This window comes from Gulosibacter sediminis (genome assembly GCF_014904065.1).
Classification (GTDB): Bacteria; Actinomycetota; Actinomycetes; order Actinomycetales; family Microbacteriaceae; genus Gulosibacter; species Gulosibacter sediminis.
Window position 1 is genome coordinate 38,357 of the sequence record NZ_JACXJG010000025.1, and the last position, 16,778, is coordinate 55,134.

A 16,778-nucleotide genomic window follows, 5' to 3' on the forward strand; every position below is an offset into this window, starting at 1 on the left:
TCGGTTACATCCAGGCGGGGCGGAGGAAGCCGAGGGAGACGAGGGTGCGGGCGTCCGCCAGCACCGAGGCGAGCAGGGCATCCTGGTCGACCTCGAGCAGCGCGGCGATCGCGACGAGAATCTGGCGCGCCGTGAGCTCGCCGTCGCAGACCGACACGAACGAGGCGAGCTCGGTCGACTCGGGGAACGTGCGGCGGAAGCCACCGCCCTGCCGCAGCAGGATCGCCGAGGGGTCGGGGTTGCCGGGCAGCGTCCAGCGCTCTTCGGTGACGTCGCCCGCGACGACGAGCGTCTCGTCGGCGAGATCCTCATCGCTGCGCTCGCGCAGCCAGTCGTCGGCGTCGAAGGTGTCGCGAATGCGCTCGCCAAGCGGCTGCTCGAGTTGGTGCGGCAGCGTCTCGAAGCGGCGCACGGCCTCGACGCCGGGGGTCTCGGGGCGGTGCAGCAGCAGCATGCCCATGCCAATCGACTCGACACTGCGCGACTCGAAGTCGGCGAGGTAGCGGGTGAACTGCTCGCGCCAGCTGTCGAGCTCACGGTTCTCAGCCGCATCCTTGAGCCACATGTCGGCGTACTCGATCGGCTCGGCATGCTCGCGCTCGATCACCCAGAGGTCGGCCTCCTCGCCCGGCCAGGTCTCGATGCGCGAGTGCCAGGTCTCGTCACCCTCGTGCACCTCCCAGTTGCCGAGCATCACGGCGATGCCGCCGGGGGTGAGGTGCGCGCCGAGGCCGCGAATCAGATCCTCCACCAGCCGGTCACCGGGGCGGCCGCCGTCGCGGTACGTGTACTGCTCGCTTGCCTCCTCGCCCTGGCGACGCGGCGTGATGACGAACGGCGGGTTCGTCACGACGAGGTCGAACTCCTCGCCGTCCACGGGCTCGAGCAGGTCGCCCGTGCGCAGCGAGACACGCGCCTCGAGGTTCGCCGGGTCGAGCCCGAGCGCCGGCGCGTTGAGCAGCAGGTTGAAGCGCGCGAACTCGATCGCGCGCTCTGAAATGTCGGTGGCGACGACGCGCTCGGCGTGCTGCAGCAGGTGCATCGTCTGCACGCCCATCCCCACCCCAAGATCGAGTGCGGTCGAGACCGGCTGCCGAGGCGTGAGCTGCGCGAGGTTCGTCGTCGCGGGGCCGATGCCCACGACGTGGTCGCGGCGCAGCGGCTGGTCGACGGACACCTGCAGGCCGCCGAGGTCGCTCGCAACGAACAGGTCGACCGTCTCGTCGCCCGCGGCGACGGCGTAGGGCCGAATGTCGAAGCGTGGGGTCACGGTACCGTCGGCGGCGGGCTCGTTGAGGATGCGCGCGGCAAGCAAGTCGTCGGCCGCCGGCAGCGTCGCGAACGGCACGGGCTCGGCGAGCAGGAACAGGCGAATCAGCGCCGCGAGCGGCGGGTTCTTGTCGGCGTCGCGCTCGAGCACGAAAATCGCGGGAACGAGCAGGTCACGGTGCAGGGCGGCGGCGACGTCAGCGCCGAGCAGCGCCTCGACACCGTCGACGGTGAAGCCCGCGTCGCCGAGGGCCTCGCGGATGCGGTTGAGTCGCGCCTGATCGTCGGTCGCGGGCGCGTCGGTCGGGTCGTCAAACTGCACGATGGATGTCACCGCATCATTCTTGCAGCCGCGCCCGCCCGCCGGCGCCGAGTCGCCGCTATTCGGTGGCGGAGCCCAGCCCGAACTCGCGCGCGAGCTCGACGAGCGAGTGCTCACGGGTCGCGAAATCGTAGCCGTTCGGCTGCATGATCAGCTCATCGGCGCCGGTGATCTGCACAAGGCGCTTGAGCCCATCGGCGACAAGGTCGGCGGGGCCGACATGCTGGCTGCCGGCCGCGCGCTTCCAGAGGTCGCCGTTCACGACGCGCTCCGAGAACGTCATCGCGTCCTCTGGGGTCAACGTCGGGCCGATCTCGCCCGCGAACAGCTGGTACTTGAACACGCGCGTCGGCAGGTCGAGGCGGCGCCCCTCCTCGATGCTGTCGGCGACGAGCACCGACGCCGACACCATCGCCTTTGGCTCGGCGAGCGCGGCCGAGGGGCGGAAGTTCTCGCGGTAGTGGTCGAGCGCCTGCACGGGGTTGCCGTTCATCGCAAAGTGATTCGCGTACGAGTACGCCATGCCGAGCACACCGGCGAGCTCGGCCGAGTAGAGGCTCGAGCCGAGCAGCCAGATTTCTGGGGTATTCGGCACCTCGGCGGCGGCGCGCAGCGTCTTGAACAGCTCGGGGTCGACCTGCTCGTGCACCTCGCCGAGGTAGCCGGCGAGCTCGAGCACATCGGACGGGTAGCGGTCGACCGTCTCGCGCGACATGTCGCGGCGCAGCGCCCGCGCGGTGATCGGGTCGGTGCCGGGCGCACGGCCGAGGCCGACGTCGATGCGGCCGGGGTACATCGCCTCGAGCAGCGCAAACTGCTCGGCGATGACGAGCGGCGAGTGGTTCGGCAGCATCACACCGCCCGAGCCGAGGCGGATGCGCTNAGTGCCGGTGCCGAGGTACGCGAGCGCGACGGCCGGCGCGGTCGACGCGATCGCACCCGAGTTGTGGTGCTCGGCGACCCAGTAGCGCCCGTAGCCGAGCGCATCCGCTCGCTGCACCAGCGCGTGCGAGTCGTCGAGCGCCTCCTTGGGTGTCTGCGTGGCGTTAAGCGGAATGAGGTCGAGCACCGAGAACACAGTCATGGAGAGGGATAACGCAGAACCCCCGCCGGTCATTCCGGCGCCGGATGCGCGCGCCGCGGGTATTCGGGGATCATCGGCTCGGGCACAATGGAACAGACGGCGGTCACCGGGCCGTCTCCGCGAGAGGGGAACACATGCGCGCTTGGGGCCGACCCCGCGGCCGAGCGGTGCTCGCCGCCGTCGTGGCGCTCACCACCGCGGCGCTCAGCGGCTGCGCGGTGAGCAACATCGACGCCTCCTCCTCCGACAACGGCTACTCACCGTTCCTGCCCGAGGTGCACAGCGACGACTCGGGCCTGCGCCAGGAGTTCGAGGCGACTCCGCAGGAGTCGCACGAGTTCTGGTCTGACCCCGAGCGCCGCGACAACGCCGAGGGCATGGACTACCAGACTCCCGACAACGGCCTGCCCCCGGGCCCGGGTGACCCCGCGACCGGCGCCTATCTCTCGGCGACCGAGGCGATGCCGGCCGACCCGCAGGGGTACGGCGATGTTTCCGACGCCGAGGTGTTCGACCGCGCCGGACTCGGCGCCTCCACCTTCGGCCGCCTCTACTTCACCTTCGACGGCGGCGACACCTATGTCTGCTCGGCCACGGTCGTGAACTCGACTTCGGGCAGCATCATCGCGACCGCCGCGCACTGCGCCGCGCAGACCGACGGCTCAGGCCAGCTCGCGCAGTCGATGTACTTCATCCCGGGCGACCGCGACAACGGCCGCGAGACCCCGTACGGCACCTGGGCCGCGACCGAGATGGTCGTGCCGCAACAGTTCATCGACGGCGCGATCACCGACGATTCCGGCATGCTTACGAGCGAAGAGGGCTGGAACTATGACTTCGCCTTCATCAAGCTCGAGGAGCAGAACGGCCAGACCATTCAAGAGGTCACCGGCGCACAGGGCATCGCCTTCGGTGTGCCCGTCGACTATCTCACCCAGGTCGGCTACCCCTCCGCCGCGCCGTACGACGGCACTGAGGAGTACATGTGCGCCTCAACGCAGTTCCAGTCGAACTGGCAGGGCGGCTACGCACACTCCTGCACCATGACACAGGGTTCGTCGGGCGGCGGCTGGCTCAGCGACTACGACGCCACCACAGGAACCGGCTACCTCGTCGGCGTCACCTCGACCGTCGACGAGATTCGCGGCACCGCGAACACGCCGGTGCTCGGGCAGACGGCGCTCGACCTCTACACCGACCTGGACGAGAGGTAGCGCCATGGCATCGAATCGGCGGATGCGCGTTACGGCGAGCGCGCTCGGTGCACTGCTTGCGGTGAGCGCGCTCGCGGGCTGTGCGAACCTCGAGAGCTTCGGTATTGACTCCAAGGTGCAACCGTGGGCGGTCGCGAACCACGACGACAAGCTCAGCTACCACTCTGAGGCGGGCGACGCCCTGCTCAACCTCGACACGACCACCGGCCTCGCCGAGCTCGAGACTTTCCAGGCCGTCGGCTATCACCACGTCGAGTCGCCCGACAGCTCGCTGCACATGGAGTACGAGACCTCGGTCGACGGCGAGAGCTACGTCTCGCAACTGCACACGAACGTCGAGGGCTACTCGTTCGACCAGTCGCACCGCGGCGGCGATACTGAGACGTATTACCTGCTCGGGGATGCGGTGAAGGAGGTCGCGAGCGAGGGCAAGAGCTGGGTCTCGGTGCCGACCGGCGACCTGAACCGCGCGCAGACCCCTGAAAACGTTTGCCAATTGTTCGCGGTGTCGTACACCTGCGCCCTCATCGACGCCTGGAACTCCTCGCGAGAGCAACTCGGCACCGTGCCGGTCGAACTTTCGCGGGCCGAGGACGGCAGCCAGCACTTCGCGACTGCGGTGTCGTACGCCTCGCTCGTCGAGCAGGGCCTCATCTCGGATTCCTTCTCGAACTATTCGAGCGAAGAGACCAACGCGACGCTGATTCCCATGCACCTCTGGGTCGACGAGACCGGTCTCGTCACGAAAGTCGAGGTCAACGGCGTGATCACGGGCGACGATGCGAGCGAGCTCGCCGTGCAGATCGGCTTCGAGCTCACATCGACGCGGCCATCGACCGAGATGACGCCGGTCGAGGTGGGCGATATTCCCGAGGACGACCTCTACGAGATCACCACGGAATCCCAGCTCGAGACGTTCTTGCAGCAACTGGCGCAGGTTTAGGAAGTAGGACGACCATGACGCACGACGCAGTCGAACCCGGCGAACCCCAGCCGAACCGCAGCACCATGCCGCCACTGCCGCGCATGCCGCAGCCGCAGCAGCAGGCACCCTCGGGCCAGCAGGCGCAGCGGGCAACGTCGGGTGCCCCGCAGCCGCACCAGCCAGCACACCCCCAACAGGATGCGCAGCGCCAGTACGGCGTGCCGGCGCGCGGCCAGTCCTATGGCCAGCCTGGGCGGCCTGGTCCCGGCCAGCCCCAACAGAGCCCATCCCTCTCGAGCCAGCTCGGCGGCACCGCAGCCACGCAACTCCAGCACCCCCAGCACCCGCCGCACGCCCAGGGCGCGGCCTACGCCCGCCCCGCGCATCCCGGCGCCGTCCAGTCGGGCCAGGCCACCACATCCGCTGCGCCGGTCGAGCCGAAGCGCAAGCGCAACCGCGCCGTGCCGTGGCTCGTGCTCGGCCTGCCGATCATGCTCGTCGTCGGTGTTGTCGCCGGCTACCTGCTCGCGACGAACTACAACTCGTTCGACAACCGCGCGGTCGAGGACTCGGTCGCGCAGGTGCTGCGCAACGACTACGGCCTGAGCGACCTGCGCTCGGTCGACTGCCCGAACTGGATCAAGGTCGAGCAGGGCCAGTCGTTCCAGTGCGAGTTCGAGTACGCGGGCGGCACGCAGACCGTCACGGTGACGCAGGGCTCGCAGTCGGGCCAGCTCGTCGTCGGCGCCCCCGAATAGCAAGTGCCGCTACGCCCAGCTGAGCACGACGCGCGCGGCCTGCTCGGGGACCGTCACGTCGACCCCAGTGAGCTCGTGAAAGCGGTTGAGCCGGTTGGTCAACGTGTTGCGGTGGCAGAACGTTTCGGTCGCGGCCTCGGCGACGTTGCCGCAGCGCAGGTAGGCGCGCACCGCCGACTCGAGGTTGCCGCGCTCGGCGACGCCACACCCCGCGAGCGCGGCCGCGATGTCGTCGGCGATGCTGAGCCGGCGCTCCTCGAGGTGGCGGCGCAGCAGCTTCGCCCAGTCGCGCGCGGGCGTGAGGGCGCGGCCCGTGCCCGGCTCGGCGAGGCCACCGAGGGCTGACGCGAGCTCGGCCGCGTCGTGCAGGCCGGCGAAGCCATCGACCTCGGCGATCAGGCCGAGCTCGACCTCGCGCAGCTCGGCCAGCGCATCCTGCACGACCTTCGCCGGCACGCCGCGCTGGCTGAAGAACGCGAGCAGGCTCGGGCCGCTGAAGTTCGTGAACACCTCGAGGCCGAGGCACTCGAGGTGGGTCACCGCAGTGCTCAGCGCCGACACCGAGCCGCCCGTCGCCACGGCGACCGTGAGGGTCGCCTCGGGCAGGATGCCGAGCTCGGTCGCAATCGAGGCGCAGCGCTCGGGCGGGGGCGGCGGCGACTGGAACAGCTCGGTGATGAGCGCGCGGCGGGCGAGCGCGGCGAGGTCGGACTGCCGGCGCACCTCGTCGAGGTACGACTCCTGCGTCGCGCGGGCGTAGGTGTCGACGACGTGCCAGACGAGCATCGAGTGGCGCAGCAGCAAGTCGGCGTCCTCCGAAGCCGAGACCGTGACGATCTCGTTCCAGATGAGCGCGAAGTCGAGGCGAATCGCGGTCATGAGCGAGGCCATCGGAATCTGCGCCCGGGCGCGCGTCGCGCCCACCTCATCCGCAATCGCGATGAGCTGGCTCGCGTCGCTCTCCGTGAGCGTCGCGAGCAGCGCGTCGAACGAGAGGTAGGCGATGCGCCGAATCTCGCTGAGCGGGATGCGCGGGTCGCGGTACTCGGGCACCTCGCGCACGGCAACGAGGTAGCGCTCGGCAAGATGCTCGGCCTCGACTCGGCCGAGCAATTCTCGCCACCTGCGGCGGTCGCCCGCCTGCGGCCAGTTCGCGAAATCGATGGTCGCGATGCCAGCCGCTTCGGCGAGTTCTGGGAACTCGGCTTGTGCGACGGGCGTCATTGACTGTTCGGGTTGCTCGGGGGTCGCCTGCATCATTCGCTCAGAATACGGGCACTTGCACAATCTGAGGCCGATGTCAGCGACGGATGCCAGTCGAAAGCGTGCCGAATTCCTGGTTGGCTTAGCCCAATTGGCAACGACGCCCCCATCAGAGGAGCACACATGACAACCCAAAACTCCCCAACCTCAAACATTGAGGTCGGCGCAACCCAGCAGCTCAGCACCAAAGAAGCGAACAAGGTTGCGCTCGGTGCGTTGATCGGCACCGCCCTCGAGTGGTACGACTTCTTCCTGTTCTCAGCCGCCGCGGCCCTCGTGTTCAACGTGCACTTCTTCGCGTCGGAAGACGCGACCGCAGCCGCGATGGCCTCGTTCGCCACCTTCGGTGTCGGCCTCGTCGCCCGCCCCATCGGCGGCATCATCTTCGGCCACCTCGGTGACCGCATCGGCCGCCGCAAGGTGCTCATGATCACCATCGTCGGCATCGGCATCGTCACCGGTCTCATCGGTGCACTCCCCGACTTCGCCGCGATCGGCATCGCCGCCCCGATCCTGCTCGTGCTGCTTCGCATCGCGCAGGGCCTATTCGTCGGTGGCGAGTGGTCGGGCGCCATGACCATCGTCGTCGAGAATGCGCCGCTCGAGCGCCGCGCCATCTACGCAGCGATTCCCCAGATCGGCTCGCCGATCGGCACCATCCTCTCGTCGGGCGGCTTCTTCCTCGTCGTGAAGTTCCTCTCGGAGGACACCTTCAACTCGTGGGGCTGGCGCATCCCCTTCCTCGCCGCGATTCCGCTGCTCTTCATCGCGATCTACATCCGTTCGAAGCTCGAAGAGTCGCCGGTATTCAAGGAGCTCATCGAGTCGGGCGAGACCGTGAAGAGCCCCCTTGCTGAGACGCTGAAGCACTCGTGGAAGCAGATCATCGTCGGCATGGCCGCCGCCCTCCTCGGCGTCGGTGGCTTCTACCTCGTGACCTCGTTCATCGTCTGGTACGGCACGAACATCCTGGGCTACTCGAGCGACCTGATGCTGCTCGGCAGCATGATCGCGGCCGTCGTCGAGATCCCCGTGCTCATCACGGGTGGCCGCCTCGGCGCCCGCTTCGGCGCGAGCAAGGTGATCTTCTGGGGCGGCCTCGCCTCGGCCGTCGCCGCCGTGCCCGCATTCTTCATGATCGTCTCGGGCAGCGAGATCCTCGTGATCATCGGCATGACCCTCGCGGTCGCCGCCCTGTCGTTCCCCTACGCCGCCTCGGGCACCGTGCTCACCGGCCTGTTCCCCGCGAAGACCCGCTACACCGGCGTCGGCCTCGCGCAGAACACCGCGGGCATGCTCTCGGGCTTCGTGCCGATGGTCGCCACCGGCACCGTCGCGGCCGCGGGCAGCCACTGGTGGCCGGCGCTCGCGCTGCTCGTCTTCCTGTCGCTGTTCACCGCTGTCGCCGGCCTCATCGCGCCGCGTCTCAGCGTGAACCTGCCGGGCTTCAAGCACTAGTTCCACCCCNACCCCACCCCACCCGAACATAGGAGTTCAACCTCATGCAGTCCGCCGGGCACCTCATGGTGCAGACACTGGAAGCCCACGGCGTCGAACGGGTCTACACCGTTCCGGGCGAAAGCTTCCTCGACATCCTCGACGGGCTGCATGACTCGAGCATCTCGACGGTGGTGTGCCGCCAGGAGGGCGGCGCCGGATTCATGGCGCTTGCCGAGGGTCGCCTCGGTAACGCCGACGGCGCCGTCCTGCCCGGCGTCGCGATGGTCACCCGAGGGCCGGGTGCCGCCAACGCGATGATCGCCGTGCACACGGCGTACCAGGATGCGACCGCGCTCGTGCTCTTCGTCGGCCTCGTGCCGATCCGCGACCGCAGCCGCGAATCCTTCCAAGAATTTTCGATCCACAGCTGGTTCGGTTCGACCGCGAAGCGTGTGCTCACGCTCGAGGATGCCGACCAGGCTGGCACGCTCGTCGCCGAAGCGATGCAGGTCGCCGCATCCGGCCGCCCAGGCCCCGTCGTCATCGGCGTACCTGAGGACGTGCTGCGCGAGTCGACCAGCGCCGAGGCGCCCGAGGTGCGGCCNCTCGCCGCACCCATCCCCGCCGAAACCGAGCTCGATGCGCTCGCCAAACGCCTGCGCGCCGCCTCGAAGCCGATGATCGTCGTCGGCGGCGACGGTTGGCACGGCGACGATGGCGCCCGTGTGCTCGCCTTCGCAGCGCGCGCCGGCGTTCCCGTGCTCGCGGACTTCCGCAGCTACGACGCCGTGCCGCACCACGGTGAGGATGCGCAGCGCGCCTGGGGCGGCATGCTCGGCTACGGCCGCGGCGCCTCGATGGCCGTCGCGCTCGACGAGGCCGACCTGCTCATCTGCATCGGTGCCACGCGTTCCGACGTCATGAGCGAGGGCTACACCGCGTCGATGGATGCCGAGACGGTCGTCGCGCTGCCCGACCCCTCGCTGCTGCAGCACGCCGGCCGACTCGACCAGCTCATCCTCGCCACCCCACACACCTTCGCGCAGGCGCTCGAGCGCCTCGATGACGCCGACGTGCGCGGCTCGCGCGACGACACCTGGATGCTCGGCCGCGCCGACGCGCAGCGTCACTTCAGCACCGCGCCGACCGAGGCCGACCCCGAGGCGGGCCTCGACCTCGACGTCGCGTTCGGCGAGCTCGAGCGCGCCCTGCCCGCCGACCGCGCCGTCACCTACGGCGCCGGCAACGCGACGATCTGGGGCCACCGCTACCTCTCGCACGAGACTTCGGCGAGCCTCGTCGGCGCCCGCAACGGCGCGATGGGCCTCGCTGTTCCGGCGGCAATCGCGGCCGCGTTCCTGCGCCCCGACCGCCCCGCGGTTGCGGTGTGCGGCGACGGCGATTTCCTCATGAACGGCCAGGAGGTCGCGACCGCGGTGGCAAACCACCTGCCGGTGCTCTTCCTCGTCGTCGACAACTCCCGTTACGGCACGATCGTGCAGCACCAGGAGCGTGAGTACCCGGGCCGCGTCTCGGGCACCGACCTGCAGAACCCCGACTTCGGGGCGTGGATGCGCGCGTACGAAACCGACTCGGCCCCCGCGTTCGGCGCCCGGGTCACCTCGAACGAGGAGTTCAGCGCCGCGCTCGGCGACGCGCTCGCCGCGCTCGAGCANGCCCCGCGCTGCTCCACCTCGTGATTGACCGCAACACCATGCCGAAGAACGCTTAAGGAGTCGTCATGCAACTCGATCTGATTGTGTCCGCCAAGAAGATCATCACCCTCGACGACACCCGCCCCGAGGCCACCCGCATGGGCGTGATCGGCGAACGCATCGTCGGCTTCGACGAGGAGCTCGACGACTGCACCGCCGCTCGTGAAGAGGACTTCGGCGACGCCGTGCTCGTGCCCGGCTTCATCGACGCCCACTGCCACACCACCTGGTGGGGCCTCGGGCTCACGGCGATTCAACTCGACCAGGCGCGCGGCCTCGACGACTTGTACGAGCGCATCCGTGCCGAGGTGGCCCGGCTCGACGCCGCGGGTGCCGCGCCCGACGCCTGGGTGCACGGCACCGGCTTCAACCAGAAGCACCACGGCGGCGAGTTTCCCGACATCAAGGTGCTCGACGAGCTCACGGGCGACCGCCCGCTCTACCTGCGGCACACCTCCGGCCACGCGGCGATCACGAACACCGCGACGCTGCGCCTCGTCGGCGCGCTCGAGGACGGCTTCGAGAACCCGACCGGAGGCACGATCGTGCGCGACGACACCGGCGCACCGACCGGTCTCGTCGAGGAGGCGGCGCAGAGCCTGATTCAGTCGCTGCTGCTGCCGTACTCGACCGAAGAGATCGCGGCCGCGCTTGATGCCGCGACCGAACGCTATGCGGCCGAGGGCATTACGAGCTTCTGCGAGGCGGGCATCGGCGGCGGGTGGATCGGCCACAGCCCGATCGAGGCGTCGGGCTACGCGCTCGCGCGCCGCACCGGCCGCCTGCACGCCCGAGCCACGCTCATGCCCGCGATCGACTCGCTCAGCGAGCTGTCGGCGAACTCGGCCGACTTCCGCGGCGAGGGCGAGGGCCTCGGCGTCAGCCTCGGAGTGCCGACCGGCTTCGGTGACGACTGGGTGCACTTCGGGCACATCAAGGCGTTCATGGACGGCTCGCTGCTCGGTGGCACCGCCGCGGTGACCGAGTCGTTCTGCCTGCACAACCACGGCGGCGACAACAAGGGCTACCTGCTCAACTCGCCCGAGAAGTTCCGGGCGGATGTGCGGGCCGCGTACCGCGCCGGTTGGCCAATCGCGCTCCACGCGATCGGCGACGCCGCGATCGACCTCGCGCTCGACCTCATCGAGGAGTGCCAGACCGAGTACGGCGACAACGGCGCGAAGAACCGCGTCGAGCACTTCGGCGTCTCGCGCCCCGACCAGGTCGAGCGCGCCGGCCGCCTCGGCATCGTCGCGACGCCGCAGGCGAGCTTCACGATTCCGCTCGGCGACCAGGAGATGAAGATGGTCGGCCCCGACCGCGAGGGCTGGCTCTACCGCACGAAGAGCCTGCTCGACGCGGGCGTCGTCGTCGCCGGTTCGAGCGACCTCCCCGTCGCGATCAACAACGTGCGCGTCGCGCTGCAGTCGCTCGTCGACCGCACGACCGAGGCCGGTCAGTTGATGGGCCCGGATGAGGCCGTCGACGCCGAGACCGCGCTGCGCACCTACACGGTCGGCTCGGCCATTGGCACCGGCCAGCTCGCGAACAAGGGCACGCTGACCCGCGGCAAGCTCGCCGACTTCGTCGCTCTGAGCGACTCCCCGCTTACCGCGTCGCGCATCGACGAGCTCGACGTGATCGCCACCTTCATCGGCGGCACCGCCAGCTACGACTCGCGCGACTAACCACAACCCGCAAAGGAGACCCACCATGGCAACGAAGGACACCGCGGCAACCGCGTTCCTCGAAGACTTCCGTTCGATGAGCCGCAACGGCGCGACCCCGGGTGGCGGCGTCGACCGCCAGGCCGCGACCGTCGCCGACGGCCAGAACCGCAACTGGTTCCGCGGCCTCGTCGAGGGCTACGGCTTTGACGTGCGCTACGACGCCGTCGGCAACCAGTTCGCCCTGCTCGAGCTCGTGCCGGGTGCGCCGTACATCGCCGTCGGCTCGCACCTCGACTCGCAGCCGCTCGGCGGCAAGTTCGACGGCGCGTACGGCGTGCTCGCCGGCGCGCACGCCGCGAAGGCNTCGCCGAGCTCGCCGCTGGCGCTGGCGAGTACGCGCCGAAGTTCAACCTCGCGGTGATCAACTGGTTCAACGAGGAGGGCTGCCGCTTCAAGCCCTCGATGATGGGCTCGTCGGTGTTCACCGGCAAGATCTCGGCCGAGCAGGTGCTCGAGACCACCGACCCGCACGGCGTCACGGTGCGCGAGGCACTCGAGGCGATCGGCACCATCGGCGACTTCTCGCTCGACGTCGCCGGCTACGTCGAGCTGCACATCGAGCAGGGCCGCAGCCTCGACGACGGGGGCATCAAGATCGGCCTCGTCGAGTCGACCTGGGGCGCGAACAAGTACGAGTTCACGGTGCAGGGCGAGCAGGCGCACACCGGCGCGACCGTCATCGCCGACCGTCGCGACGCGCTCTTCGCCGCCTCGTCGATGATCGTCGCGGCGCGCGATGTCGCCGACAAGTTCACCGATGACGACGGCATGGTGATCACCTCGTGCGGTGAGATCTCGGTGTTCCCGAACTCGCCCGTCGTCGTCGCGAGCGAGGTCAAGCTGCTCATCGACGTGCGCGCAACCGACGAGCAGCGCCTCGCTGATGCCGACGCCGAGCTGTTCCGCCGCTTCGCCGAGGTCGAGGAGCGCTCCAAGTGCGAGATCGTGCGCGGCGCCGAGCACATCTGGGGGTCGAAAGAGTACGACCGCCGAGGGCTCGAGCTCGCCGCATCCGCCGCCGACTCGCTCGGCCTGTCGAAGCAGGTCGTGCGCACCCTCGCCGGCCACGACTCGACAAACATGAAGGACGTCGTGCCGACGATCATGCTGTTCGTGCCGAGCGTCGATGGCATCACCCACAACGAGGCCGAGTACACGACCGACGAGGACATGGTCGACGGCGTGCGCCTGCTGACTGAGGTGCTCCGACGCGTCACCGGCGGCGAGTTCGTCGAGGCGTAGCGACGAATCTTGAGCGGCGGATGCCGTGGTCGGGCGCGTGCCTGTACCACCGCATCCGCCGCTGCAGTTTTGCACGATCGCTGCAGCCACAACCGCAGCGCTGTTAGAAAGCCGCACCAAGCGGCGAATCAGTCCTCGCGCCTAACCTCCGACGACGCCGCCGAAGGCGAGGCCGAGCAGGTAGGTCACGGCGGCCGCGCCGTAGCCGATGAGCAGCTGCCGCAGCGCGCGCTTCCACGGGGCCGCGCCCGACAGCACGCCGACGATGCCACCGGTGAGCAGCAACGCAATACCCACGATGCCGGCCGCGATCGCGATCGCAGGCAGGCCGTGCATGCCAAAAATCCACGGCAGCACCGGAATCACGGCGCCGCCAGCGAAGAACATGAAGCTCGACATGGCCGCCCCCATCGGGGTGCCGATCTCCTCATGCTCGTCGCCCGATACCTCGGGCTCGACCTCGGCCGCGCTGCGCTCGGGTGTCTCGTCGGGGCCGAGGCCCGCGGCGACGCGGTGCACGATGAGCATCTCAGTCGCCTTGCGCTTCGCCTCATCGGGGTCGAGTCCGCGAGCGCGATAGACGAGCGCGAGCTCGTTCTCGTTCACGTCGAGCGCGGGAATCTTGCGGTCGGTGTCGGGGTTCGGGGTGGATGCGCGCAGCAGCTCGCGCTGGCTCGACACCGACACGTACTCGCCGGCCGCCATCGAGAGCGCGCCCGCGAGCAGGCCCGAAATACCGGTCGCGAGCACGTAGCCCGCGGGAACACCGGTCGCGCCGACGCCGAGCACGAGCGCGAGGTTCGAGACGAGGCCATCGTTCGCGCCGAACACCGCCGCGCGGAACGTGCCGCTCATGCGCGCCCGCGAGCGCGTCGCGAGCGAGCGCACGACCTCGGCGTGAATCGCCTCGTCGGCATCCATCTGGTCAGTCGCGTCGGGGTCGTCGGCATAGGGCGAGCGCGTCTCGGCGTTCTGCATCAGCGCGAGCGTGAACACCGAGCCAAAGCTGCGGGCGAAGCCGGTCAGTAGCCGTGTGCCAAGGCCCGGCCGCACCTGCTTCTCGGCGTGCACGCCGAGCTTGTCACGCCAGTGCTGCTCGTGCCGCCCCTCGGCCTCCGAGAGCGCGAGCAGAATGCGGCGCTCTTCGCCCTGTCGACGTCTCGCGAGGGCGCGGTACGTCGCCGACTCAGCCCGCTCGTTGGCGAGGTAGCGCCGCCATCGGCGAATGTCGGCCGGCGACGGATCGGGGCGATTTGCGATGCGATCTGGCACGACGCAAGTTTACGTCAGGCCCCGTCTGCGCCCGCGAGCACCGCATCTTCGAGCCGCATGAGCCAGCGCCGGTTCGCGGGGAACGGCGAGAGGATGCCACTGAGGTAGACGAACGTGAGGTCGCGGTCGGGGTCGTGCCACGCCATCGACGCGTTCGAGCCATTGTGGCCGTAAGCCCTGGCGCTCGAGCGGCGGCCGAAGGCGGATGCGCGCATCAGGTCGGGCCCCGGGTGGCCGAGTTGGTACCCGTTACTCCACCACGTGTGCGAGCCGGCGTAGCGGTCGAACTCGCCTTCGTTGCTCGGAGTGAGCAGTTGCTGCACCGTGTCGACGCGCAGTCCGAGCGCGCGGCCGTCACGGCCCGGCGCCACCGACTCGAGCAGCGCCGCGAGGTCGTGCGCCTGCGTCCACACCCCGCCCGCGGGAATCGTCGCCCGGCGCACCCGCTCGCGGTTGAGCACGGCCGCTGTGACGCTCGCCGTCGGCTCGGTCGCGCGAAACGGCACGGCCCGCCAGCGTTGGGTGCGCGGCAGGTTCGCGAAGGTCGATTCGAGGCCGAGCGGCTCAAGGATGCGCTCCCGCAGCGGCGCCTGCAGCTCGCGTTCGCCCGTGGCCCCGAACGCGACTTCGGCGAGCATGAATCCCCACGCGAGCCACTCGTAGCTGGGCCGGCGCATCCTGGCGCCCGCGGGCATCCGAGTCGGCGTCGCCCTCGCGATGTTGCCGGTCGCGCGCCGCCAGTCGGTCATCGACACGACCTCGGCGAGGGTACCGCCGACGCGCGGCAGGCCCGAGCGGTGTTGCAGTACCTCGCGCACCGTGATGCGCGGTTTCTCGGATGCGCCGGGCGCCTCGGCCGCGAACGCGGGCCAATACGCGGCGACGGGTTCATCGACGTCGAGCAGGCCGTCGTCGTGGAGCGCCCAGATCAGCGTCGCGAGCCAGAGCTTCGACACCGAAAACGGCCAGAACAGGGCGTCCGCACCGATGCCGAAGCGCGCATCCGCGAGAGTCTCGCCACCGCGCCGCACGAGCAACTGCGCCGGACCGCCGCGCCGGCGCGCGAGGGCGAGCGGCTCGTCGAGCCAGGCGGGTGGGCTACTCGCCGCGCGAGCCCGCATCCGTCACCGAAACGTCGACCTGCGAGAAGTTCTGGAACGACCGCGACGCCGTCGGTCCGCGCTGCCCGAAGTACCGCGATTGGTACTCCTTCGAGCCATACGGCAGCTCGGCGGGAGAGGAGAGTTGGAAGAAGCAGAGCTGACCGATCTTCATGCCCGGCCAGAGCTTGATCGGCAGCGTCGCGACATTCGAGAGCTCGAGGGTGACGTGTCCCTGAAAACCCGGGTCGATGAAGCCCGCCGTCGAGTGGGTGAGCAGGCCAAGTCGACCGAGCGAGCTCTTGCCCTCGAGGCGCGCCGCAACGTCGTCGCCGAGCGTCACCTGCTCGAACGTCGACGCGAGCACGAACTCGCCCGGGTGCAGGATGAACGCCGCGTCGGGGTTGATCTCGACGAGGTGCGTGAGGTCGGGCTGTTCCTCGGCCGGGTCGATGTAGGGGTAGTTGTGGTTGTTGAAGAGCCGGAAGTATCGGTCGAGGCGCACGTCGACGCTCGAGGGTTGCACCGCCTGGGGGTCCCAGGGGTCAAGGCCGATCTTGCCGGCGTCGATGCCGGCGCGGATGTCGCGGTCGCTGAGCAGCATCCCTCAAGCGTAGGCGACGCTCGAGGCGATTCTTGACAGGGAAAGGTCGACACCCCCGCGCTGGTGCGAGCGCGAGGGTGCCGAGTTGAAGGGCGGGCTTGCGGGCCAGTCTTCGGGGTTATTCAGCGGCGACGACGTCGCGGTCGCCGAGCTGCTTGTCGAGGTCAAGGATGCCAGAGCCGTTGCCGTCGAGGAGCTCGAGGCGGCCGATGATCTCGCTCACGGTCGACTCCTCTTCGATCTGCTCGTCGAGGAACCAGTGCAGCAGCGGGCGCGAGTCGATGTCGCCCACCTCGTCGGCGATGCGGTAAAGGTTGCGGATCGACTCCGACACGAGCTCTTCGTGCGCGAGCGAGGCTTTGAAGGCGTCAAGCGGGTTGTCGACGGTCTTGCCCTCGAGCCCGATGCTCTGGATGACCGGGTGCGCGTCGCGGTCGAGCAGGTACTGCGTGAACTTCTGCGCGTGCTCGATCTCTTCTTCGGCCTGGGCCCAGAACCACTGCGCGAAACCGGTGAGGTCGATCGCCTCCATGTCGGCAGCAAGCTGACGATAAACGAGCGATGCGGTGTACTCGAGTCGAACCTGGTCGTTGATGGCGTCTGCGTACTTCTCGTCGATCTTCATGGCAGTAACGATATGAGCCAAAACTGGGATTCGCTAGCATGCTTAGCCTTGCCTCTAAATTGAATGAATCAATTTTGTGAGGTTCGCGCTGAATCGCCGCCGACGGGCCGAATGTTGCTAGAGTTGCACAGGCGCATTTGCGCTCCGGGGCTGTAGTTCAATGGTAGAACTTCTGCTTCCCAAGCAGACAGCGCGGGTTCGATTCCCGTCAGCCC

At 69.0% G+C, this 16,778-nt stretch carries 14 protein-coding genes and 1 tRNA gene; 8 read left to right on the forward strand and 7 right to left on the reverse strand.

From position 1 onward, the window contains the following. Positions 1-4: 4 nt before the first annotated feature. Both ID132_RS11895 and ID132_RS11900 read right to left on the reverse strand, forming a co-directional pair. A complete protein-coding gene (locus ID132_RS11895) occupies positions 5-1,603 on the reverse strand; it encodes a DUF7059 domain-containing protein (protein ID WP_193128719.1) in 1,599 nt (532 codons plus the stop codon). A 46-nt stretch (positions 1,604-1,649) separates the two neighbouring features. Further along, positions 1,650-2,708, reverse strand: coding sequence for an LLM class flavin-dependent oxidoreductase (locus ID132_RS11900; RefSeq protein WP_459562493.1), 1,059 nt, complete (start codon positions 2,706-2,708; stop codon positions 1,650-1,652). A 101-nt stretch (positions 2,709-2,809) separates the two neighbouring features. Between ID132_RS11900 and ID132_RS11905 the strand changes: the two genes are divergently transcribed. From ID132_RS11905 to ID132_RS11915, 3 genes are read left to right on the forward strand one after another with little or no spacing between them, the layout of a single operon-like run. Continuing rightward, positions 2,810-3,889, forward strand: coding sequence for a trypsin-like serine peptidase (locus ID132_RS11905; RefSeq protein ID WP_193128721.1), 1,080 nt, complete (start codon positions 2,810-2,812; stop codon positions 3,887-3,889). Positions 3,890-3,911: 22 nt separating this feature from the next. Next, positions 3,912-4,832, forward strand: coding sequence for a hypothetical protein (locus ID132_RS11910; RefSeq protein WP_211198417.1), 921 nt, complete (start codon positions 3,912-3,914; stop codon positions 4,830-4,832). Between the two features lie 14 nt (positions 4,833-4,846). Continuing rightward, complete coding sequence (locus ID132_RS11915) at positions 4,847-5,572, forward strand: DUF4333 domain-containing protein (protein ID WP_125106665.1); 726 nt, start codon at positions 4,847-4,849, stop codon at positions 5,570-5,572. Positions 5,573-5,581: 9 nt separating this feature from the next. Here ID132_RS11915 and ID132_RS11920 read toward each other — a convergent pair whose 3' ends face one another. After that, on the reverse strand, positions 5,582-6,832 hold the full coding sequence (locus ID132_RS11920; protein WP_193128722.1) for a helix-turn-helix domain-containing protein: 1,251 nt from the start codon (positions 6,830-6,832) through the stop codon (positions 5,582-5,584). A gap of 126 nt (positions 6,833-6,958) precedes the next feature. Here ID132_RS11920 and ID132_RS11925 point away from each other — a divergent pair, with 126 nt between their 5' ends. From ID132_RS11925 to ID132_RS11940, 4 genes are all read left to right on the forward strand, one after another. Then, positions 6,959-8,293: an MFS transporter gene (locus ID132_RS11925; RefSeq protein WP_193128723.1), complete on the forward strand. Its 1,335-nt coding sequence runs from the start codon at positions 6,959-6,961 to the stop codon at positions 8,291-8,293. Between the two features lie 65 nt (positions 8,294-8,358). Beyond that, positions 8,359-9,975 carry a thiamine pyrophosphate-dependent enzyme gene (locus ID132_RS11930; protein WP_459562494.1) on the forward strand — a complete coding sequence of 539 codons (1,617 nt, stop codon included), beginning with the start codon at positions 8,359-8,361 and terminating at the stop codon, positions 9,973-9,975. A 41-nt stretch (positions 9,976-10,016) separates the two neighbouring features. Next, a complete protein-coding gene (locus tag ID132_RS11935) occupies positions 10,017-11,678 on the forward strand; it encodes an amidohydrolase (protein WP_193128724.1) in 1,662 nt (553 codons plus the stop codon). Between the two features lie 399 nt (positions 11,679-12,077). Next, positions 12,078-12,962, forward strand: a complete 885-nt coding sequence (locus ID132_RS11940; RefSeq protein WP_328744435.1) for a M20/M25/M40 family metallo-hydrolase — start codon at positions 12,078-12,080, stop codon at positions 12,960-12,962. 141 nt (positions 12,963-13,103) lie between these two features. On the opposite strand, the gene ID132_RS11945 is transcribed toward ID132_RS11940, so the two are convergent. From ID132_RS11945 to ID132_RS11960, 4 genes are all read right to left on the reverse strand, one after another. Continuing rightward, positions 13,104-14,234: a VIT1/CCC1 transporter family protein gene (locus tag ID132_RS11945; RefSeq protein ID WP_193128725.1), complete on the reverse strand. Its 1,131-nt coding sequence runs from the start codon at positions 14,232-14,234 to the stop codon at positions 13,104-13,106. 14 nt (positions 14,235-14,248) lie between these two features. Then, positions 14,249-15,355, reverse strand: coding sequence for a serine hydrolase domain-containing protein (locus tag ID132_RS11950; protein ID WP_193128726.1), 1,107 nt, complete (start codon positions 15,353-15,355; stop codon positions 14,249-14,251). Beyond that, positions 15,333-15,938 carry a dCTP deaminase gene (gene dcd, locus ID132_RS11955; protein ID WP_125106657.1) on the reverse strand — a complete coding sequence of 202 codons (606 nt, stop codon included), beginning with the start codon at positions 15,936-15,938 and terminating at the stop codon, positions 15,333-15,335. Before dcd ends, ID132_RS11950 begins: the two co-directional genes overlap by 23 nt. A 118-nt stretch (positions 15,939-16,056) precedes the next feature. Further along, a complete protein-coding gene (locus tag ID132_RS11960) occupies positions 16,057-16,563 on the reverse strand; it encodes a ferritin (protein WP_125106656.1) in 507 nt (168 codons plus the stop codon). 146 nt (positions 16,564-16,709) lie between these two features. Here ID132_RS11960 and ID132_RS11965 point away from each other — a divergent pair. Next, positions 16,710-16,778, forward strand: a tRNA-Gly gene (locus tag ID132_RS11965).

What these genes read in the sequence shown, in the direction of transcription:
- ID132_RS11935 (WP_193128724.1), top strand. Translation starts at nt 10,017, where the DNA reads ATGCAACTCGATCTGATTGTGTCCGCCAAGAAGATCATCACCCTCGAC.
- ID132_RS11960 (WP_125106656.1), bottom strand. Translation starts at nt 16,563, where the DNA reads ATGAAGATCGACGAGAAGTACGCAGACGCCATCAACGACCAGGTTCGA.
- ID132_RS11910 (WP_211198417.1), top strand. Translation starts at nt 3,912, where the DNA reads ATGCGCGTTACGGCGAGCGCGCTCGGTGCACTGCTTGCGGTGAGCGCG.
- dcd (WP_125106657.1), bottom strand. Translation starts at nt 15,938, where the DNA reads ATGCTGCTCAGCGACCGCGACATCCGCGCCGGCATCGACGCCGGCAAG.
- ID132_RS11915 (WP_125106665.1), top strand. Translation starts at nt 4,847, where the DNA reads ATGACGCACGACGCAGTCGAACCCGGCGAACCCCAGCCGAACCGCAGC.
- ID132_RS11905 (WP_193128721.1), top strand. Translation starts at nt 2,810, where the DNA reads ATGCGCGCTTGGGGCCGACCCCGCGGCCGAGCGGTGCTCGCCGCCGTC.
- ID132_RS11920 (WP_193128722.1), bottom strand. Translation starts at nt 6,832, where the DNA reads ATGATGCAGGCGACCCCCGAGCAACCCGAACAGTCAATGACGCCCGTC.
- ID132_RS11925 (WP_193128723.1), top strand. Translation starts at nt 6,959, where the DNA reads ATGACAACCCAAAACTCCCCAACCTCAAACATTGAGGTCGGCGCAACC.
- ID132_RS11950 (WP_193128726.1), bottom strand. Translation starts at nt 15,355, where the DNA reads ATGCGGGCTCGCGCGGCGAGTAGCCCACCCGCCTGGCTCGACGAGCCG.